Here is a 20,450-nt window from a genome sequence, read left to right on the forward strand (position 1 = left end):
CTGATTACCGCGGCGGCAGGTACAGCAGCGGGTCGACCGGCTTGCCGTTGTAACGGATCTCGAAGTGGAGCATGTCGCGGGTGGTACCGGTACGGCCCATCTCGGCAATCTGCTCACCCGCCTTCACGCTCTGGCCCTCGTTGACCAGGCGCTTGCGGTTGTGCCCATAGGCCGACAGCCACTGGTCACTGTGCTTGATGATGATCAGCTCACCGAAGCCGACCAGGCCGGCACCGGAGTAAACAACCACGCCCTGCGCGGTGGCGCGGACCGGCTGGCCGCTGCTGCCGGCGATGTCCACGCCCTGCTTGGTCACATCGGCGCCCACGAACCTGCCCACCAATGCCCCATCGGCCGGCCAGCGCCAGCTGATGTTGCTCTTGATGGCGGTGGTCGGCGACGGCGTCGGCGTGGCCACCGGGGTGGTCGTGCCGGGACGCGGCGCGGTCACCACCGTGGTCGGTGCCCGACCCGGTGCGCCGCCACCCGGATACAGCTTGAGGGTCTGCCCCGGGTAGATCGTGTACGGCTCGGACAGCCCATTCCAGGCGGCCAAATCGCGCGGGGTGATGTTGTGGATGCGCGCCAGCGCATACAGGGTGTCGCCCTTGCGGATCACCGCGGTCTGGCCCGGTTTGGCCACCGACGCCTGCGGCGTGGTGTGGACAGTGCCGCCCCGGCCGCCAGCCGGCTTCACCACCGTCGCGGTACCGCACGCGCCCAGCGTGGCCACCGCCAGCAGCAGCGCCGTGGCGCGCATTCCCTTGTTCAACCGATCAGCACTCATGCGAACTTCGACCTCCAGACAAGCCAGGCGACCAGCGCCACGACCAGCACGGTCGCGATCCAGCCCAGCGGTTCAATCCAACGCCGCAGCGCAGCTTCCGCGCGCGGTCCACCAATACGGATCACCGCGGCCAGCACGAACACGCGCTTGCCCCGGCCGATCAACATGCTCAGGAAGTACTGCGGCAACGGCACGCCGACGATACCCGATGCCCATGTGAAGACCTTCATCGGGATCGGCATGAAGCCGCCCAGCACCAGGAAGGTGAACACCGCCCACGGCGACTCGGCCATCTTTTCCTGCACCACCGCGATGCCGCTCTCGATGCTGGTCAACATGCCCAGCGCGGCGAACACCGGCTTGAGCACTTCAAAGGCGTAATGTCCCAACGCATAGCCGACCAGTGCACCGGCCATCGAGCCGGACAGGCTCAGGGTGGCAAACCACCAGCCGCGCTTGGGCTGGGCCACGCACATCGGCGCCAGCATCACCTCGGGCATCACCGGGAAGATGATGGCCTCGATGAAGCTGAGCACGGTGAGATAGGTCGGGGCGCGCTCGTGCGCGGCCCACTTCATCGCCCGCTCGTACAGCGGACCAAAGATCTTCATGACGTAACGCTCCTGGGAATCAATCCAGCATGCCAGACAGCAACGGCACGAACGTGACCGGCGCCAGTACCTGCTGTTCAATGCTGCCGTCGTCGCGACGGGTCAACTGCACCAGCGACTGCGCACCGGGGCCACCCACCGGGGCCACCAGGCGGCCGCCCACGGCCAGCTGTTCCACCAGCGCATCCACCAGCGCCGGTGCCGCGGCGGTCACCACGATCGCATCGAACGGACCGTGCTCGGCCCAGCCGGCACGGCCATCGTCGTGCTTGGTGCGGATGTTCATGCCCAGCGCCCGGAAACGCTTGCGTGCCTGCCGCAGCAGGTCGCCGATGCGCTCCACGGTGTAGACCTCCAGCCCTACCGCGCCGAGTACAGCGGCCTGGTAGCCCGAGCCGGTGCCCACTTCCAGCACGGTCTTCGGTGCGCATTTCAGCACCGCTTCGGTCATGCGGGCCACCACCCACGGCTGGGAGATGGTCTGGCCGTGGCCGATCGGCAGCGCGGTGTCTTCGTAGGCACGCGAGGCCAGCGCTTCGTCGATGAACAGATGGCGGGGCACCACGCGGATGGCATTGAGCGTGTCTTCGTCGGCGATGCCGGCCTCGCGCAGGCGCTCGACCAGCCGGTCGCGCACGCGCTGGGAGGTCATGCCGATGCCAACCGCTTCGGGCTGCAGGCGCAGGCGCGGGCTCATGCGGGCTGGTCCAGCGCGGCGGTCAGCCCACCTACCCAACTAGCCACCTTCTCCAGTGCCTGGTAACGGGTGAGGTCGACCTGGATCGGGGTGATCGAAATGAAGCCGTTGCGTACCGCGTGGAAATCGGTGCCGGGGCCGGAGTCCTGTTCGCGCCCGGCCGGGCCGATCCAGAACACCTCGTTGCCGCGCGGATCGCGCTGGGCGATGCAGCCTTCGGCACGGTGCCGGTTGCCCAGGCGGGTGACCTCAAAGCCGCGGATCTCGCTCCAGGGCAGGTCTGGCACGTTGACGTTGAGGATGGTGTCGGCAGGCAGCGGGTCGGCCTTGAGCCGGGTCACGATCTCCACCGCGGCGCGCGCGGCGGTCTCGAAGTTGCGCGGCTCGTGGTTGCGGGTCACCAGCGACATGGCCACCGCCGGCAGGCCCAGGAACCGCCCTTCCATCGCCGCCGACACGGTGCCGGAGTAGATGACGTCGTCGCCCAGGTTGGCCGCGTTGTTGATGCCCGACACCACGATGTCCGGCTCGTACTCGAGCACGCCGGTCAGCGCCAGGTGCACGCAGTCGGTCGGGGTGCCGGCCACCGAACAGGTGTAGTGGTCGATGCGCTTGAGCCGGATCGGCAGGTCCAGGGTGAGCGAATTGCTGGCGCCGGAGCGGTCACGGTCCGGGGCGAACACCGTCACTTCATGACCGGCGTCACGCAATACCGACGCAAGCATCTTGATGCCGGGGGCGTCGACACCGTCGTCGTTGCTGACCAGGATCCGCATCTGCGATTTAACCGCTTGATTTTTCAAGACTTCGATTCCATCACTTTCCAGCGTTGGCGGGGCCGGCGCGTCCCCAGATGGGGCGGGTCGACCGCGCAAGTGCGTCAGCTATTGTGCCGCAAGCGGGCAGATCGTCCTACCCCGGAAACCGTAGGCAGCTGCCCTCGCCTGGCATTACGCTGTACGGATGTCACATCCTGAAGACGAAGACCCCGCCGCGCTGTTCCGTTCGGCCATCGGCGAGGTCACACCCCTGCGCAAGCCCGCGGCGGCGCCACCGCCCACGCCCAAGCCGAAGCCGCGCGCGCGCATGGCCGAACGCGATGACCAGGAGGCACGCGGCGAGTTCGCGCGGCTGCTGCGCGACAGCAGCCCGCTGGAAGCCGGCGACACCGCCAGCTACCGCCGCGACAACCTGCCTGCGCGCATGTTCCAGCGGCTCAAGCGTGGCCAGTATTCGGTGCAGGACGAACTGGACCTGCACGGCGCCACGGTGGCGCAGGCCGAAACCCTGCTGCGCCAGTTCCTGCTGGAAGCGCATGCGCACGAGCATGGCTGCGTGCGCATCATTCACGGCAAAGGCCTGCAGTCCGACGGCGGCGCACCGGTACTGAAGAACTTGGTCGACCGCCTGCTGCGCCAGCGCAACGACGTACTGGCCTTCCATTCGGCGCCGGCCGGCCAAGGCGGCACCGGCGCGGTGCTGGTGCTTCTGAGCAACCGATAACACCCGCCACAGCGGTAGAGCCGACCGTTGGTCGGCTGCATTCCGTTCCGGCGCGTGGATCTGGCGGGTAGAGCCGACCGTTGGTCGGCTGCATTCCGTTCCGGCACCGGGAARCCACGCACCGCGCCAAGCCGACCAACGGTCGGCTCTACCGGGTGTGGATCTGGCCGACCGTGGGTCGGCTGCATTTCATTCCGGCGCGTGGATCTGGCGCGTAGAGCCGACCGTTGGTCGGCTGCCTTCCGTTCCGGCACCGGGAAGCCACGCACCGCGCCAAGCCGACCAACGGTCGGCTCTACCGGACACGGATCTGGCCGACCGTGGGTCGGCTGCATTTCATTCCGGCGCGTGGATCTGGCGCGTAGAGCCGACCGTTGGTCGGCTGCCTTCCGTTCCGGCGCGTGGATTTGACGCGTAGAGCCGACCGTTGGTCGGCTGCCTTCCGTTCCGGCACCGGGGAGCCACGCACCGCGCCACGCCGACCAACGGTCGGCTCTACCTGGGTGTGGGTCTGGCCGACCGTTGGTCGGCTGCATTCCGTTCCGGCGCGTGGTTCAGGCGTCGGGCTGACTGGCGTCTTCTACCGGCCCCAGCTCGTGCAATACCGCGGTGGCATAGCAGCCCGGCGGCAGCGCGAAGCTCAGTTCCAGCACGTCCGGCTGCAGCCACTGGTGCTGCAGCATCGCCGGGCGCAGGCGCAGCGCGCGGCGTTCCTGCTTCAGGCGTGCCCCTTCCAGCCCTGCGCGCAGCGCCAGCGACTGCTCGTCGCTGACCGCGGCCAGTTCCAGCGCCGCGGCCGCTTCGCTGCTGCGCAGCTCGCCTTCACCCCACAACGGGCCGCTGGGATGGATGTCGAACCGCGCCAGGCGGTCGGCCAGCAGGTCGGTGAACGGCTCGGGACCGAACACGCTGCGGCTGCCGTCCAGCATCCACACCTCGCCGTCCAGCGGGGCGTCCCAGTTGCCCTGCGCCACGCGCTCGGCGAGCACCTGGTTGAACAACGCCGAGCGCGCCGCCGAGAGCAGCAGCGAGCGCTGGTCCGGGCGCATCCGGCGCCCGCCGAACATCGCCAGCGCGGCCGGCACGTTGCCGCCGTCGCGACCGAAGCGCTGCTCGCCGAACCAGTTCGGCAGGCCGCGCGCGGCGATCAACGACAACCGCTCGTCAATCGCCGCCGCATCGCCCTGCACGTCACGCAACACCAGCTTGAAGCGGTTGCCGGCCAGCGCACCGCGCTGCAGCTTGCGGTTGTGCCACGTGGATTCGACCACCTCGATTTCATCGGAGGCCAGCAGCGCCGGGTCCGGCGCGATCCGCTTGGGCAGGTGCACGCTGAAACGCTGGGTGGTGACCGCATGGCGATCCTTCATGCCGGCGTAGCTGACCGCCATGTCCGGCAGCCCGGCCCAGCGGGCAAGCACCTTTGCCACGTGCACGGTATTGGCGCCGCGCTTGCGAATGGTGAGCAGCAGGTGCTCGCCCTCCCCGCTCGGCTCGAACGCGGGCAGCTCGTCCACCTGGAAATCGTCGGGGGTGGTGCGGATCTTCGCGGTCAGCAACGGCGCGCCGAACGCCAGCGGCAGCGCGATCACAGCGCCACCAGCAGCACGACGGCCTGAGCGGCAATGCCTTCACCGCGCCCGGTGAAGCCCAGCTTCTCCGAGGTGGTGGCCTTCACGCTCACGCAGTCCAGCGCCACGCCGAGCACGCTGGCGATGCGCTCGCGCATGGCGGCCGCGTGCGGTCCCACCTTGGGCCGCTCGCAGATCACGGTGATGTCGGTGTTGCCGACCTGCCAGCCGCGTTCGCGCAGCAGGCCGTTGCAATGGTCGAGCAGGTGCGCGCTGTCGGCTCCCTTCCAGCGCATGTCGGTCGGCGGGAAGTGCACGCCGATGTCGCCCAGCGACAGCGCGCCCAGCATCGCATCGCACAGCGCATGCAGGATCACATCGCCGTCGCTGTGGGCCAGCACGCCGCAGCTGTGCGGCACGCGGATACCGCCCAGCATCACGTGGTCGCCCTCGCCAAAGGCGTGGACGTCGTAGCCCTGTCCGATGCGGACCGGCGGGAATGGTGCGGTGTTCATGGCAAAAACCTGCAGTTGTGGCGACGCGCGCGAGCTCAGTACCCGCGACGCGCCAGCTCGAATTCGAATCGGGACAGGTCGGCCGGGGTGGTGACCTTGAAGTTGTCCTCGCTGCCTTCCACCAGCAACGGGCGCAGCCCCTGCCGCTCCATCGCCATGGCGTCGTCGGTGACCTCCACGCCGGCGTCGGCCGCCTCCTGCAGGGCCCGTGCCAGCTGGTGGCGGCGGAACAGCTGCGGGGTCAGCGCGCGCCACAGGCGGGCACGCGGCTCGGTGGCATCGATGCCGCCGTCGTCGCCGGCACGCTTGAGGGTGTCGCGCACCGGCGAGGCCAGGATCGCCCCGACCGGATCATTGCGTCCCACTTCCAGCAGCCGGCCGAGGTCGGCGGCCGCCAGATTGGGCCGTGCGGCGTCATGCACCAGCACGAAATCATCGGCCCGCACGCTGTCGGGCAAGGCCTGCAACCCCGCCAGCACCGAGGCGGCGCGGGTGGCGCCACCGATGCAGGTCAGGATCGGCTTGTCGGCCAGCGACTGCCAGCCCGGCCAGTCGGTGTCGCCGTCGGCGACCACCACCATCACCCCGGCCACGACCGGGTGCGACAGCAGGGCTTCCAGCGTATGGGCAAGCAATACCCGGTCGCCCGCGACCAGATACTGCTTGGGGGTCTCCCCGCCGAAGCGGGTGCCGCGGCCGGCCGCGGGCACCACCGCCCAGACCGTACCCATCAGGGCACGTCCTGGTGCGGGGCGTCGGGGTCGACGGCCACCGGCGCGCGCGCGGGCGCAACCGGGGCATCTTCCACCACGCGGTAGAACTTCTCGCCGGGCTTGATCATGCCCAGCTCGCTGCGCGCCCGTTCTTCGATGGCCGCCTGGCCTTCCTTGAGGTCCTTGACCTCGGCGGCCAGCGCGTCATTGCGCTGTTGCAGACCGGCGTTGTCGCGCTTCTGGTTGTCGACCTGGGCTTCCAGGGTCATCACTTCACCTGAATTGCCCGGGCCGAACCAGAAACGGTACTGCAGCCACGCCAGCAACAGCGCCAGCAGCAGCAACATCCAACGCCAGTTGCGCATGGGATCAGCGCTTCAGCGACACGAACGCATCACGGCCGGCGTAGCGCGCACCCGCACCCAGCGCTTCTTCGATGCGAAGCAGCTGGTTGTACTTGGCCACGCGGTCGCTGCGGCACAGCGAGCCGGTCTTGATCTGGGTGGCGGTGGTGGCCACGGCGATGTCGGCGATGGTGGTGTCTTCGGTTTCGCCCGAACGGTGCGAGACCACGGCTGCGTAGTTGGCCGCGTCCGCCATGGCGATCGCTTCCAGGGTCTCGGTCAGGGTGCCGATCTGGTTGACCTTGATCAGGATGGCGTTGGCGGTGCCCGAGGCGATGCCTTCCTTGAAGATCTTCGGGTTGGTCACGAACAGGTCGTCGCCCACCAGCTGCACCTTGCTGCCGATGCGGTCGGTGAGCAGCTTCCAGCCCGCCCAGTCGTTCTCGGCCAGGCCGTCTTCGATGGTGATGATCGGGTACTGCGCGGCCCAGTCGGCCAGGAAGTCGACGAACTGCTCGGAGGTCAGGCGCTTGTTCTCGCCCACCAGGTTGTACTTGCCGTTTTCGTAGAACTCGGTGGACGCCACGTCCAGGCCCAGCAGCACGTCTTCACCGGCGGTGTAGCCAGCCTTGCCGATCGCTTCCAGGATGGTATCCAGCGCTTCGACGTTGCTGCGGAAGTCCGGCGCGAAGCCGCCTTCGTCGCCCACGGCGGTGCTCAGGCCATGGCCCTTGAGCACGGACTTGAGCGAATGGAAGATTTCGGTGCCGGCGCGCAGCGCTTCGGAGAACGAGGTGAAGCCGACCGGCAGCACCATGAACTCCTGGAAGTCGACGTTGTTGTCGGCATGCGCGCCGCCGTTGATGATGTTCATCATCGGCACCGGCAGCGACGGGGTCACGCCGGTCTTGGCGGCCAGGTACTGCCACAGCGCCTGCTTGTTGGCGGCGGCAGCGGCGTGCGCGGTGGCCATGGACACGGCCAGCAGCGCGTTGGCGCCCAGGCGGCCCTTGTTCTCGGTGCCGTCGAGGTCGATCAGGCGACGGTCCAGGCCTTCCTGGTCGGCGGCGTCATAGCCCTTCAGCGCGTTGGCGATGGTGGTGTTGACGTTGGCCACGGCGTTGCGCACGCCCTTGCCCAGGTAACGGGTCTTGTCGCCGTCACGCAGCTCCACTGCTTCCTTGCTGCCGGTCGAGGCGCCCGACGGAACCGCGGCGCGGCCGAACGAACCGTCCTCGAGGATGACATCGGCTTCCAGCGTGGGGTTGCCACGGCTGTCGAGGATTTCACGGGCGTGGATGCTGCGGATCGTGGTCATGGTGGGCCGGTTACCAGTCAGGAAGGGGAAACGCCAAAAAAGGAGCGCTGAAAAAGCTGCCGCGTGATTATCGCCATCCACCTGCCGCTTGCCAAATCGGCGTGCGGGCGGGCCGCGGCGACAGCGGCCTAGAACAGCGCCGGTACCAGCAGCGCCACCAGCAGCAGCGCCATCAGCACCAGCGCGCACACGCCCCCGGCCGGTTGTCGGCGCAGGCGCATGGCCAGGACGCTGGCGACCACGCCGCCGAGCAGCAGGCCGACGCCCAGCGCCAGGGTGAAATACAGGTACGGGGCGCTGCCCTGCAGGGCATGGCTGCCATCGCCCGGCATGCCCATGCTGGTCATCACCAGCACCACCAGCATGAAGGTGCAGGCCCAGGCGCCGATCGACAGCAGCAGCGCGGCCCAGCCCCAGGGCCAGGCGCGCCAGCGGCGGCGCACGTTCTGCGCCGCCTGCGGGTCCGGGCTCATGCCGGCCGCCCGGCAGGGCGACCGGTGCGCAGCGCGATCAGGCGCCCGCGTCCAGCGGGGCGCCGGCCTTGCGCTCACGCGCGGCACGAATGAACCCGATGAACAGCGGGTGGCCATCGCGCGGGGTGGACAGGAACTCCGGGTGGGCCTGGCACGCCAGGAACCACGGGTGCTGGTCGCGCGACAGTTCCACCACTTCCACCAGGGTGTCGTCCATCGACTTGCCGGCGATCACCAGGCCGGCATCTTCCAGCTGGGTGCGGTAGCGGTTGTTGAACTCGTAGCGGTGGCGGTGGCGCTCGGACACCACGTCCTTGCCGTACAGCTCGCGGGCCAGCGTGCCCGGCTTCAGGCGCTGCTCCTGCAGGCCCAGGCGCATGGTGCCGCCGAGGTCGCTCTTGTCGTCACGCTTTTCCACATCGCCGGTGGCGGTGCGCCATTCGGTGATCAGGCCGATCACCGGGTTCGGCGACTGGCGATCGTTCTCGGTGCTGTTGGCGCCTTCCAGGCCGGCCACGTGGCGGGCGAAATCGACCACCGCGGCCTGCATGCCGTAGCAGATGCCGAAGTACGGCACCTGCTGCTCGCGGGCGAACTGCGAGGTCAGCACCTTGCCTTCGAAGCCGCGGTCGCCGAAGCCGCCCGGCACCAGGATGCCGTCGACGTCCTTCAGCGCGCCCATGTCGCTGCCTTCCAGGTCCTGGGCTTCCAGCCACTTCAGGTTGACTTTGGTGCGCTGGCGCAGGCCGCCGTGCTTGAGCGCCTCACCGACCGACTTGTAGGCGTCCTGGTGGTCGACGTACTTGCCGACCACCGCGATGGTGACCTCGTCCAGCGGGTGCAGGGTGGCGTCCACCGCCGCTTCCCACTCGTGCAGGTCGGCCGGGCCGGCCTTGTCGCCGAGCTTGAACTGGTTGATGACGATGTCATCCAGGCCCTGGGCGTGCAGGCCCATCGGGATGCGGTACAGCACGTCCACGTCCGGCACGCTGATCACCGCGCGCTCGGAGACGTTGGTGAACTGGGCGATCTTGCGGCGCTCCGAATCCGGCACCACCTGCTCGGAACGGCACAGCAGCACGTCCGGCTGGATGCCGATCGAGCGCAGTTCCTTGACCGAGTGCTGGGTGGGCTTGGTCTTCAGCTCGCCGGCAGCGGCGATGTACGGCACCAGGGTCAGGTGCATGAACAGCGCCTTTTCCGGGCCGCGCTCGGTGCGCACCTGGCGGATCGCCTCCAGGAAGGGCAGCGACTCGATGTCGCCCACGGTGCCGCCGATCTCGACCAGGGCCACGTCGAAGCCTTCGGTCGCCTCGTCCATGCAGCGGCGGATCTCGTCGGTGATGTGCGGGATGACCTGCACGGTGGCGCCCAGGTAGTCGCCGCGGCGCTCCTTGCGGATCACGTTCTCGTAGATGCGGCCGGTGGTGACCGAATTCTTGCGGCTCAGGCGGGTACGCACGAAGCGCTCGTAATGGCCCAGGTCCAGGTCGGTCTCGGCGCCGTCGTCGGTGACGTAGACCTCGCCGTGCTGGAACGGGCTCATGGTGCCCGGATCGACGTTGATGTACGGGTCGAGCTTCATCATCGTGACGGTGAGGCCACGGGCTTCAAGGATGGAGGCAAGTGACGCGGCGGCAATGCCTTTGCCGAGCGAGGACACTACGCCGCCGGTTACGAAGATCAAGGGAGTCATGGCTGGGGGTGTCCTGTCAGGAAGGGGGAGACGGCGCCGGCGCGCAGGGCGGCGGACGACGTGAAGGGGAAAAGGGGGCGGATCCGGTCGGTCGGGGCGGCGGACACACGCACCGGGGACGGGATCGGGGAGGCAGCGCGGGGACCGGTCGGCGAGGTCGGGGTGGCCGTGCCGGTCGCCGTTGGGACCGTCACCTTCTGCCTACCCTGCTGGCGATCGCGCACGATCAGGCCAGTCCATTCGCTGATGGATGACACGCACTGCTCCCGGAAAGCGCTAGTTTACAGATTGGAGGCCGCAAGCCCAAGCACTGGATTGCGGTCCCCACAAAAAAAGGCGCCCCGGCAAGGCCGGGGCGCCCATGGCAGCGGAAGAAGGCTCAGCGCTTCTTTTTGGCCTCTTCCTCTTCTTCCTTCTGCGGGGCCTGCGCGCCCTTGGCCTTCATCTCGGCCGTGGCCTGGGCCCGGCGCTTGGCCTTGGCGTCCGCCTCGGACTGCGCCTTGTCGGCCTGCTCGCCCTGCTGCGGCGTGGGCTGGCCCTGTCCGGCGTTCTGGGCCATGGCCAGCGGCACGGCCACGACGGCGGCGGCAATGGCAACGATGGTCAGCAACTTCTTCATGGGTCACTCCTCGCGGTATCGGCTTGGGATGGGGTCGCCGGGGTACGGTTTCCACCACGCACAGTGTATCCACCCCTGGTCGGCCGCCCCCTGAACGTGCGGCGTGCAAAAAAACCGTCCAGACCGCAAACTTCGCCGTCGCTTTGCGCTATATGAAAACAGATGAACGCCCGTTATAACGCCGCCGATATTGAAGTCCTGTCCGGCCTGGACCCGGTCAAGCGCCGCCCCGGCATGTACACCGACACCGCCCGCCCGAACCATCTGGCGCAGGAAGTCATCGACAACGCCGTCGATGAGGCCCTGGCCGGGCATGCCCGTACGGTCGAGGTCACCCTGTACAAGGACGGCAGCTGCGAGGTCAGCGATGACGGCCGCGGCATGCCGGTGGACATCCACCCCGAGGAGAAGATCCCCGGCGTCGAGCTGATCCTGACCCGCCTGCACGCGGGCGGCAAGTTCAACAACAAGAACTACACCTTCTCCGGCGGCCTTCACGGCGTGGGCGTGAGCGTGGTCAATGCGCTGTCGACCCTGGTCGAGGTGCACATCAAGCGCGAGGGCAGCGAACACCGCATCACCTTCCGCAATGGCGACCGCGCCAGCCCGCTGGAAGTGGTGGGCAGTGTCGGCAAGAAGAACACCGGTACCCGCGTGCGCTTCTGGGCCGACCCGAAGTACTTCGATACGCCCAAGTACAACCTGCGCGCCCTGCGCCACCTGCTGCGCGCCAAGGCGGTGCTGTGCCCCGGCCTGACCGTGAAGCTGCGCGACGAAGCCACCGACGAGCAGGACACCTGGTACTACGAAGATGGCCTGAGCGATTACCTCAAGGCCGAGCTGGGCGAGCGCGAGATGCTGCCGGCCGACCTGTTCGTGGGCCACCTGAAGAAAGAAAACGAGATCGTGGACTGGGCCCTGGCCTGGATTCCGGAAGGCGAGCTGGTCCAGGAAAGCTACGTCAACCTGATTCCGACCGCCCAGCACGGCACCCATGCCAATGGCCTGCGCACCGGCCTGACCGAGGCGCTGCGCGAGTTCTGCGACTTCCGCAACCTGCTGCCGCGCGGGGTCAAGCTGGCCCCGGAAGACGTGTGGGACCGGGTGTCGTTCGTGCTGTCGCTGAAGATGACCGACCCGCAGTTCAGCGGCCAGACCAAGGAGCGCCTGTCCTCGCGCCAGGCCGCCGGGTTTGTGGAGGGTGCCGCACACGATGCCTTCAGCCTGCTGCTGAACCAGAACGTGGACATGGGCGAGAAGATCGCCCAGCTGGCCATCGAGCGCGCCAGCGCGCGCCTGAAGACCGAAAAGCTGGTGACCCGCAAAAAGGTCACCCAGGGCCCTGCCCTGCCTGGCAAGCTGGCCGACTGCATCAGCCAGGACCTGTCGCGCACCGAGCTGTTCCTGGTGGAAGGCGACTCGGCCGGCGGCAGTGCCAAGCAGGCGCGCGACAAGGATTTCCAGGCGATCATGCCGCTGCGCGGCAAGATCCTGAACACCTGGGAAGTGTCCTCGGGCAGCGTGCTGGCCTCGGAGGAAGTGCACAACCTCGCCATCGCGATCGGCTGCGACCCGGGCAAAGACGACATCAGCGGGCTGCGCTACGGCAAGGTGGTGATCCTGGCCGACGCCGACTCGGACGGCCTGCACATCGCCACGCTGTTGACCGCACTGTTCCTGAAGCATTTCCCGGCGCTGGTCGATGCCGGCCACGTGTTCGTGGCAATGCCGCCGCTGTTCCGTATCGACGTGGGCAAGCAGGTGTTCTACGCGCTGGATGAAGAAGAGAAGCGCACCATGCTGGACAAGATCGAGCGCGAGAAGATCAAGGGCACGGTCAGCGTGACCCGCTTCAAGGGCCTGGGCGAGATGAATCCACCGCAGCTGCGCGAGTCGACCATCCACCCCGATACGCGCCGCCTGGTGCAGCTGACCATCGACGATGGCGAACAGACGCACTCGCTGATGGACATGCTGCTGGCCAAGAAGCGCGCGGGCGACCGCAAGCAATGGCTGGAGAACAAGGGCGACCTGGCCTCGCTGGAAGTGTGATCGCAGCGCCAGCCGCCGCCCGATGAGAAAGCCCGCCTACCGGCGGGCTTTTTTTGTTCTTCTGCCTGCCGTGTGACGGGCAGGTAATGCACCCTGAACCTCTCCGGGCGCGGTCGTGTGCGGGAAACGGCGATAATCGAACACGGTTCACCGCCAGACCTTCAGATGACCGCCATCCGCCCCGCCCTGCCCGCCGACTACGACCGCATCACCGACCTGTGGGAAGCATCGGTACGGGCCACCCACGACTTCCTGCCCGAGCACGCCATCCAGACGCTGCGACCGCTGATCCGCGAGGTCTACCTGGCGGCGGTGGACCTGTGGGTGTATTGCGATGCGCACGGCGCGATCGACGGCTTTGTCGGGGTCGCCGACGGCCGCATCGAAATGCTGTTCATCCACCCGCAGCGGCGTGGAGGCGGCATCGGCAAACACCTGCTGCGACATGCCATCGAGACGCTCGGGGCCATCGCACTGGACGTCAACGAACAGAACCCGCAGGCGGTCGGCTTCTACCAGCACCTGGGCTTCGTCGTCACCGGGCGCTCGCCGCTGGATGGCCAGGGTCAACCGTATCCATTGCTGCACATGGCGCTGCCCGATGCGGCCCGCCCCTCTTCCTGATCGAGTGTCCCCATGTATTTCGACCCGACCCTGCAGCTCCACAGCGCGCGCCTGGTACTGAGCCCGATCCGCGCCAGCGACGGCGCTGCCCTGTTCGCCATCCAGTCCGATCCGGCGGTGATGCGCTACTGGAACCACCCCGCCTGGACCGACATCAAGCAGGCCTACGCGCAGATCCTGGACGACCTGACGGCGATGCGGGCCGGCACCCAGCTCAAGCTGGGCATCCGCGAGCACGCCGACGCGCCGTTGCTCGGCATCTGCGTGGTGTTTGCGATCGATGCCGATTCACGCCGCGCCGAGATCGGCTACCACCTGGCGCCCGAGGCGCAGGGCAAGGGCTACATGCGCGAAGCGCTGCAGTGTTTCATCGACCACCTGCTGGACGACCGCGGCCTGCGCCGGCTGGAAGCCGAGATCGACCCACGCAACGTGCCGTCGGCCCGCGTGCTGGAGCGGATCGGCTTCCAGCGCGAAGGCCTGCTGCGCGAGCGCTGGTGCGTGGGCGGGGAGCTGTCCGACTCGGCGTTGTACGGCCTGCTGGCGGGAGACCGCAGCGCCTGAGCAGTGCGTCGGGGGTGGAGACCGGTCGGGGGCTGCTCCTGCGTCCTGCGGCAAGGGTGACCCCGGTAGGGTCGCGCCCCGGCCGACTGCCGATAACGGCGCGACGTTCGGTGATGGCATGACCCTCAAACAACATCCGTCCGTCACCGCGCACACGGATGCCGATAATTCCCATGCCGATATCGCGGCGGCAAGGGTTCACGGCAGTCGGCTGGGGCGCGACCCTACCGAAGCGCCGTGCCGGACCAACGCGTCGCATGGGCCAACACCGATAGGGTCGTGCCGATGCGTCCCGCCGCAATGGGCACCCAAGGCAGGGTCGCGCCCCGGCCGACTGCCGATAACGGCGCAACGTTCGATGGTGGCATGACCCTCAACCAACATCCCGTCCGTCACCGCGCGCGCGGATGCCGATCATTTCCATGCCGATATCGCAGCGGCGGGGGTCCACGGCAGTCGGCTGGGGCGCGACCCTACCGAAGCGCCGTGCCGGACCAACGCGTCGCATGGGCCAACACCGATAGGGTCATGCCGATGCGTCCCGCAGCAATGGGCACCCAAGGTAGGGTCGCGCCCCGGCCGACTGCCGATAACGGCGCGACGTTCGGTGGTGGCATGACCCTCAAACAACATCCCGTCCGTCACCGCGCGCGGATGCCGATCATTTCCATGCCGATATCGCGGCGGCGGGGGTTCACGGCAGTCGGCTGGGGCGCGACTCTACCGAAGCGCGTGCCGGACCAACGCGTCGCATGGGCCAACACCGATAGGGTCATGCCGATCCGTCCCGCAGCAATGGGCACCCAAGGTAGGGTCGCGCCCCGGCCGACTGCCGATAACGGCGCAACGTTCGATGGTGGCATGACCCTCGAACAACATCCCGTCCGTCACCGCGCGCCGATGCCGATCATTTCCATGCCGATATCGCGGCGGCGGGGGTTCACGGCAGTCGGCTGGGGCGCGACCCTACCGAAGCGCGTGCCGGACCAACGCGTCGCATGGGCCAATACCGGTCGGGGTCATGCCGATGCGTCCCGCAGCAATGGGCACCCAAGGTAGGGTCGCGCCCCGGCCGACTGCTGATAACGGCGCRACGTTCGGTGGTGGCATGACCTTCGAACGACATCCCGTCCCATCGCGCGCGGATGCCGATCATTTCCATGCCGATATCGCGGCTGCGGGGGTTCACGGCAGTCGGCTGGGGCGCGACCCTACCGGCGTTCGGCGTCCGGCGTCCCCGTGTCCCGGAGCTAGGGAGTCCCGGAGTCCTGGAGTCCTGCATTCGGCGTCCCGGCCGCGCCGCCGGGATCTGTCGGGCACGCCCGTCTGATGCATTGTTTGCGTCCACAAAAAACCCGCCTTTCGGCGGGTTTTTCGTGGCAGCCGGGCAGAGCCCGGCTCTACGGTCCGAGGGCTTATGCCCAGCCGAACAGTTCGAACAGGCGCAGGATCAGGTACGCGCAGCCGCCTGCCGCCGGGATCGTGAGGATCCAGGCCCAGACGATGCGCTCGATCACGCCGAAGCGCAGCGAACGCGGGTTCTTGGCGTAACCCACGCCCATGATCGCGGTGGAGATGCTGTGCGTGGTCGAGACCGGCATGCCGAAATGCGCCGCCAGGGTCAGGATCGTGGCCGAGCTGGTCTCTGCGGCGAAGCCGTGGATCGGATGCAGCTTGACCATCTTGTGGCCCAGGGTCTTGATGATCTTCCAGCCGCCCGACGCGGTACCGGCGGCCATCACCACGGCGCAGGTCAGCACGATCCACATCGCGATGCCGTCACCGGCGCTCGCGTCCGGATGCATGAAGGCCAGCCACGACGGCAGGTCGTTCAGCGCACCGGTCGCTTCGGCGCCGATCAGGGTCATGGCGATGATGCCCATGGTCTTCTGCGCGTCGTTGTGGCCGTGGGCGAAGCCCATGTAGGCCGCCGACACGATCTGTGCCTTGCCGAAGAACGCATTGACGATGCGCGGACGCGCCAGGCGCCCGAGCCAGCCGCCGGCCTTGGCCATGCCGGCGATGATCGCCCACAGCAGCAGCATCACCACGATGCCCAGCAGGAAGCCGGCCACCGGCGAGGTGATCATCGGCAGGAACACCTTCCACAGCAGGCCCTTGTTCTGGGCCCAGGTGCCGATCCGCTCGGACCAGATCAACGCATCCCAGTTGTTGTGGGCCGCGGCCAGGCCGGCGCCGCACAGGCCGCCGATCAGGGCGTGCGAGGACGACGAAGGCAGGCCCTTCCACCAGGTGATCAGGTTCCAGATGATGCCGCCCAGCAGCGCGCACAGGATCACCTGCGGGGTCACGTCGACCACGTTGGTGTTGAGCAGGCCCGAGGCGATGGTCAGCGCCACGGCGGTGCCGGTCAGGGCGCCGATGAGGTTCATGAAAGCCGCGAGCATCACCGCCCAACCGGGCGAGAGCACTTTGGTCGCCACCACGGTGGCGATGGAGTTGGCGGTGTCGTGGAAGCCGTTGATGAACTCGAAGACGAGCGCGGCCAGGATCACCACCAGGACAAGGGTCAGCATGCTGTGGCGTCCGTCAGCTGTTCTTCAGCACGATCTGGTACGCCACCACACCGGCCTCGCGGCAACGGTCGATGGCTTTTTCCAGGATCTCGAAGAACTCCTTGAGCAGGAACATCTGCAGGTTGTCCAGGCGGCCGGAGTAGATGTCGCGGTACAGCTCGAGCATCAGGCGGTCGGCTTCGTTCTCCAGCGAGCGCAGCTTCTCGTTGAGCGCGGTCATCCGGTCCAGGTTCATGTGGCGCAGGTCGTTGACCATCTCCACCACCACGCTGGCAGCCTGTTCGAGCATCGCCGCGCGCGGCGCGAAATCGATGTGCTCCAGGTGGGCCGTGGCCAGCGAGTAGCGGTCGGCGAACTTCTCGACCTGCTTGGGGATCTTGTACAGGGCCGAACCCAGCGCTTCGATGTCCTCGCGCTCGATCGGGGTCATGAAGCTGTCCACCAGCGCCTGGCTGATCTTGTCCGAGGCGGCACGTTCGCGCAGGCGGGCCAGCTTGAAGGCGTCCAGCGCCGGCTGGCGGTCCGAATCGCGCAGCATGGCGTGCAGCGCCTTGGCGCTGTCCTGGGCGGCCTGGGCAGCCTCGTCCAGCAGGGTGTAGAACTGTTTGCCGGAGCCGAAAATGGTCTGCAGAGAGAACATTGAGAAACCTATTCGCCGTCGAGGAAGGACGGCACCGGGCGGAATTATGACGGTTTGATGTCCACTCCGGGTACTCCCCCCTGTCTTCACGCCGCAAAGGGGCTGCCTGAACGACTCTGTTTGCTTCCCTGCCCCGGCCTTTTGTTAAGATGCGCGGGCGCCTTCGGGCGCACTCTATGGACGACGACCCTTACCCCCCGCCGCACCGCCGCGCTCACGCGCCCTACGGTAGCCGCCATCGCTTGAACACGCCCTCCCTGCCACCAACCGGGGACGACGCCCGTGTTTGAACTGATTATTGTCCTTGCCCTGATCCTGCTCAACGGCTTCTTTGCCATGTCCGAGATGTCGGTCATGACTTCGCGCAAGAGCCGCCTCAAGCAGATGGCCGGGACCAGCAAGCGCGCCGCACGCGCGCTGGAACTGTCTGAAAAGCCCGAAAGCTTCCTGTCCACGGTGCAGATCGGGATCACTCTGATCGGCATCCTGACCGGTGTGTTCGGCGGCGAGGCGATCGGCCTGGCCATCGCCGAGTGGCTGCACAGCGTATTCCCCGCCTTTGCCTATGCCAGTGAAGTGGGCAAGGCACTGGCCGTGGCCCTGATCACCTTCCTGACGCTGATCTTCGGCGAACTGGTGCCCAAGCGGCTGGCGATCACCCGCTCGGAGGACATCGCCGGTCTGGTCGCCTGGCCGATGGGCTGGCTGTCCCGGATCGCCTTCCCGGCGGTGTGGCTGCTCTCGCACAGCACCCGCCTGGTGCTGCGCGTGCTGGGCCTGGGCAAGGACGAAGCCGCATCGGTGACCGAAGAGGAGATCCGCATGCTGGTGGCCGAAAGCCACGAGGCCGGCGTCATCGACGCGCACGAGCGCGACATGATGAACCGGGTGATGCGCCTGGGCGACCGGACCGCCGACAGCCTGATGACCCCGCGCAACCGGATCGCCTGGCTGGACACCGTGGCCGACCCGGAGAAGAACATCGCCACGATGCGCGAGAACGAGTTCTCGCGGTACCCGGTGTACCGGGACAACGACCAGGACATCGTGGGCGTGCTGGAAGTGAAGAGCCTGGTGACGCGCCTGGTGCGCGATGACCATTCGCTGTTCCAGCAGCTGCGCGAGCCGCTGTACGTGTCCGAATCCACCCATGCGATGAAGCTGCTGGAGATCTTCCGCGAGGAACAGCAATCGATGGCGCTGGTGGTGGACGAGTACGGCGAGATCCAGGGCCTGGTGACCATCAGCGACCTGATGGGCGCGGTGGTCGGCCGCCTGCAGTCGGTGGAGAACGTGGACGAGGACGCCCTGGTGGTGACCCGTGAGGACGGCTCCTACCTGGTCGACGGCTCGCTGTCGATCGAAGACCTGCGCGAACTGATGGGCAATGCCGAACTGCCCGACGCCGAGGACGGCGACTACTACACGCTGGCCGGCATGTGCATCCACTTCTTCGGGCGCATTCCGCACGCGGGCGAGTATTTCGACTGGGCCGGCTGGCGCATCGAGATCGTCGACCTGGACGGCGCGCGGGTGGACAAGCTGCTGCTGCGCACGCTGTCCGAAGAAGAGACCGATGAACTCACCGGCTGATCCAACCCCGCCGGAAGAGGGGCGCCCGGCGTACCGCAACGAAGGCATCCGCACGTTGCTGGCGATGTTCGACCATGGCGACCCGGAGGAGCGGCTGCTGCTGGGCAAGATCCTGCAGGACCTGCAGCAGAGCGCGTTCGGCGTGTTCCTGTTCGTGGCGATCCTGCCGGCCTTCATCCCGATTCCCGGGGTGGGCGGCGCGGTGAGTGGCCCGCTGATCCTGCTGATCGGCGGGCAGATGCTGTTCGGCCTGCGCCGGCCGTGGCTGCCGAAGTTCATTGCCAACCGCGGCCCGAAGCGCGGCACGATGCACCGGTTCCTGGCCCGTATCGACCGGCCGCTGCGACGATTGGACACGCTGCTGAAGCCGCGCCTGCCCACGCTGCTGGTGCCGCTGCCGGCGCACGCGCTCACCGGCCTGCTGCTGATCCTGGTGGCGGTGCTGCTGTCGCTGCCGATCCCGTTCACCAACTATCTGTTCGGCTTCCAGCTGCTGTTGTTCGCGCTGGCGCTGCTGGAACGCGACGGCATGCTGATGCTGTTGAACTGGATCGGCGCGCTGGCCGCCGTGTTGTTCTTCGGCTTCAGCTCCGGACAGTTGGTGAGCTACACCGTGGAGCAGGTCCAGCGCTGGTTCTGACGCCGCGCCGACCAACGGTCGGCGCCTACCGACGCAACACCCCGCCCCCCACCCGGACGGTCACGCTCCCACCCCGGACGGTCACGCCCCCCCGGACGGTCACGCTCCCACCCCGGACGGTCACGCCCCCCCGGACGGTCACGCCCCCCCGGACGGTAGAGCCGACCGTTGGTCGGCTGCCCACCAACAAGGGTAGAGCCGACCGTTGGTCGGCTTCCCACCGGAAAGGGTAGAGCCGACCGTTGGTCGGCTGCCACCCGAAGCGGTAGAGCCGACCGTTGGTCGGCTACCCGGCAATCGCCTCACACCTGCCCGACGATCGCCCAACCATCACGCCCCAGGCTTGAGGTCCACCGTCCCGGTATCCGACAACGCGCCCGGGTCATCCGTAACGGCCGACAACACGAAATACAGCGCACTACCCAGAAGACCACCCGGGCCATCCCAATACTCGGCCGATTCGGCGCTCACATGGATCAGCCGCAGGTTGGGGTCCTCCTTGCCGCCGGGGAAGAACAGCTTCATCGCCGGCGACCACAGTTCCTCGATCTTCGCGCGGTCATCGACGATGCGCGCGGTGCCGGCAACCGAAACATAGGTGTTACCCGAGGGCGAGGAATAGGACACATTGACGCGCGGGTTGAGCGCGATCTCGGCCACCTTGGGGCTGTCGGCTTCGGTGGCGAACCAGAGGTCGCCATCGAACTCGACTTCCTGCGTGCCGAGCGGACGGCTGTAGAGCCGGCCGTCGACACCGACGGTGGTGAACATGGCGATGTCGACATCGCGGATCATGCCCGCCAGTTGTTTGATGTGCTGTTGGCGGTCGTGTTCTGCCATGGACGTAACTCCTGAAACGGGAGCCCCCATCACAGCCGATCGGCAGCCACGGCAGCGTGAACCATGCGGTCACGCCGCCTTCGCGCGCGTCCCGGATGGCCGCGCGCATTCGC

The 20,450-nt window shown here is 67.6% G+C and carries 21 protein-coding genes; 6 read left to right on the top strand and 15 right to left on the bottom strand.

The genetic code is table 11. The features are described from left to right. Positions 1-4: 4 nt before the first annotated feature. The 4 genes from AC1DCJ_RS01545 to surE are packed head-to-tail and all read right to left on the bottom strand — an operon-like array spanning position 5 to position 2,871. Positions 5-787, bottom strand: coding sequence for a peptidoglycan DD-metalloendopeptidase family protein (locus AC1DCJ_RS01545; protein ID WP_038689143.1), 783 nt, complete (start codon positions 785-787; stop codon positions 5-7). After that, the gene (locus AC1DCJ_RS01550; RefSeq protein WP_314404598.1) at positions 784-1,398 is read right to left on the bottom strand and encodes a YqaA family protein; all 615 of its coding nucleotides are present in this window, start codon (positions 1,396-1,398) and stop codon (positions 784-786) included. The genes AC1DCJ_RS01545 and AC1DCJ_RS01550 overlap by 4 nt, the downstream gene beginning before the upstream one ends. Positions 1,399-1,417: 19 nt before the next feature. Further along, positions 1,418-2,095 (bottom strand): protein-L-isoaspartate(D-aspartate) O-methyltransferase, encoded by a 678-nt coding sequence (locus AC1DCJ_RS01555; RefSeq protein ID WP_038689147.1) that lies wholly within the window; start codon positions 2,093-2,095, stop codon positions 1,418-1,420. Next, entirely contained in the window at positions 2,092-2,871 is a 780-nt protein-coding gene (gene surE, locus AC1DCJ_RS01560) for a 5'/3'-nucleotidase SurE (protein ID WP_038689150.1), read from the bottom strand. The genes AC1DCJ_RS01555 and surE overlap by 4 nt, the downstream gene beginning before the upstream one ends. Positions 2,872-3,058: 187 nt before the next feature. Between surE and AC1DCJ_RS01565 the strand changes: the two genes are divergently transcribed. After that, positions 3,059-3,598 carry a Smr/MutS family protein gene (locus tag AC1DCJ_RS01565; protein ID WP_137189132.1) on the top strand — a complete coding sequence of 180 codons (540 nt, stop codon included), beginning with the start codon at positions 3,059-3,061 and terminating at the stop codon, positions 3,596-3,598. Positions 3,599-4,152: 554 nt separating this feature from the next. Here AC1DCJ_RS01565 and truD read toward each other — a convergent pair. From truD to AC1DCJ_RS01605, 8 genes are all read right to left on the bottom strand, one after another. After that, positions 4,153-5,190 carry a tRNA pseudouridine(13) synthase TruD gene (gene truD / locus AC1DCJ_RS01570; RefSeq protein WP_313243818.1) on the bottom strand — a complete coding sequence of 346 codons (1,038 nt, stop codon included), beginning with the start codon at positions 5,188-5,190 and terminating at the stop codon, positions 4,153-4,155. After that, positions 5,187-5,684, bottom strand: coding sequence for a 2-C-methyl-D-erythritol 2,4-cyclodiphosphate synthase (gene ispF / locus AC1DCJ_RS01575; RefSeq protein ID WP_038689156.1), 498 nt, complete (start codon positions 5,682-5,684; stop codon positions 5,187-5,189). Before ispF ends, truD begins: the two co-directional genes overlap by 4 nt. 35 nt (positions 5,685-5,719) lie before the next feature. Next, complete coding sequence (gene ispD, locus AC1DCJ_RS01580) at positions 5,720-6,418, bottom strand: 2-C-methyl-D-erythritol 4-phosphate cytidylyltransferase (RefSeq protein ID WP_478070121.1); 699 nt, start codon at positions 6,416-6,418, stop codon at positions 5,720-5,722. After that, positions 6,415-6,762, bottom strand: a complete 348-nt coding sequence (gene ftsB, locus AC1DCJ_RS01585; protein ID WP_038689160.1) for a cell division protein FtsB — start codon at positions 6,760-6,762, stop codon at positions 6,415-6,417. The genes ispD and ftsB overlap by 4 nt, the downstream gene beginning before the upstream one ends. Before the next feature lie 4 nt (positions 6,763-6,766). Further along, positions 6,767-8,059, bottom strand: coding sequence for a phosphopyruvate hydratase (gene eno, locus AC1DCJ_RS01590; protein WP_428711954.1), 1,293 nt, complete (start codon positions 8,057-8,059; stop codon positions 6,767-6,769). Between the two features lie 128 nt (positions 8,060-8,187). Further along, on the bottom strand, positions 8,188-8,532 hold the full coding sequence (locus tag AC1DCJ_RS01595) for a hypothetical protein (RefSeq protein WP_478069921.1): 345 nt from the start codon (positions 8,530-8,532) through the stop codon (positions 8,188-8,190). A gap of 37 nt (positions 8,533-8,569) precedes the next feature. Continuing rightward, positions 8,570-10,228: a CTP synthase gene (locus AC1DCJ_RS01600; RefSeq protein ID WP_313243816.1), complete on the bottom strand. Its 1,659-nt coding sequence runs from the start codon at positions 10,226-10,228 to the stop codon at positions 8,570-8,572. Positions 10,229-10,607: 379 nt separating this feature from the next. Further along, positions 10,608-10,847 carry a hypothetical protein gene (locus tag AC1DCJ_RS01605; protein WP_137189126.1) on the bottom strand — a complete coding sequence of 80 codons (240 nt, stop codon included), beginning with the start codon at positions 10,845-10,847 and terminating at the stop codon, positions 10,608-10,610. Between the two features lie 162 nt (positions 10,848-11,009). Here AC1DCJ_RS01605 and parE point away from each other — a divergent pair, with 162 nt between their 5' ends. The 3 genes from parE to AC1DCJ_RS01620 all read left to right on the top strand — a co-directional run bounded on the left by parE (position 11,010) and on the right by AC1DCJ_RS01620 (position 14,087). Continuing rightward, positions 11,010-12,899, top strand: a complete 1,890-nt coding sequence (gene parE, locus AC1DCJ_RS01610; protein ID WP_038689167.1) for a DNA topoisomerase IV subunit B — start codon at positions 11,010-11,012, stop codon at positions 12,897-12,899. A 165-nt stretch (positions 12,900-13,064) separates the two neighbouring features. After that, positions 13,065-13,523, top strand: coding sequence for an acetyltransferase (locus tag AC1DCJ_RS01615; protein ID WP_478069922.1), 459 nt, complete (start codon positions 13,065-13,067; stop codon positions 13,521-13,523). 12 nt (positions 13,524-13,535) lie between these two features. Beyond that, the gene (locus AC1DCJ_RS01620; RefSeq protein ID WP_141058661.1) at positions 13,536-14,087 is read left to right on the top strand and encodes a GNAT family N-acetyltransferase; all 552 of its coding nucleotides are present in this window, start codon (positions 13,536-13,538) and stop codon (positions 14,085-14,087) included. Positions 14,088-15,502: 1,415 nt separating this feature from the next. Here AC1DCJ_RS01620 and AC1DCJ_RS01625 read toward each other — a convergent pair. Further along, the gene (locus AC1DCJ_RS01625; RefSeq protein ID WP_141058660.1) at positions 15,503-16,624 is read right to left on the bottom strand and encodes an inorganic phosphate transporter; all 1,122 of its coding nucleotides are present in this window, start codon (positions 16,622-16,624) and stop codon (positions 15,503-15,505) included. Positions 16,625-16,637: 13 nt separating this feature from the next. Then, a complete protein-coding gene (locus AC1DCJ_RS01630; protein WP_038689176.1) occupies positions 16,638-17,264 on the bottom strand; it encodes a DUF47 domain-containing protein in 627 nt (208 codons plus the stop codon). Positions 17,265-17,546: 282 nt separating this feature from the next. Here AC1DCJ_RS01630 and AC1DCJ_RS01635 point away from each other — a divergent pair, with 282 nt between their 5' ends. Next, positions 17,547-18,857, top strand: coding sequence for a hemolysin family protein (locus tag AC1DCJ_RS01635; RefSeq protein WP_128096694.1), 1,311 nt, complete (start codon positions 17,547-17,549; stop codon positions 18,855-18,857). Then, on the top strand, positions 18,841-19,497 hold the full coding sequence (locus tag AC1DCJ_RS01640; protein ID WP_478069923.1) for an exopolysaccharide biosynthesis protein: 657 nt from the start codon (positions 18,841-18,843) through the stop codon (positions 19,495-19,497). Before AC1DCJ_RS01635 ends, AC1DCJ_RS01640 begins: the two co-directional genes overlap by 17 nt. A 330-nt stretch (positions 19,498-19,827) precedes the next feature. Here the strand turns inward: AC1DCJ_RS01640 and AC1DCJ_RS01645 are convergent, their stop codons facing one another. Further along, positions 19,828-20,337 (bottom strand): pyridoxamine 5'-phosphate oxidase family protein, encoded by a 510-nt coding sequence (locus AC1DCJ_RS01645; protein WP_448135605.1) that lies wholly within the window; start codon positions 20,335-20,337, stop codon positions 19,828-19,830. Between the last annotated feature and the right edge of the window lie 113 nt (positions 20,338-20,450).

The sequence above is a fragment of the Stenotrophomonas sp. 10N36 genome (assembly GCF_056395005.1).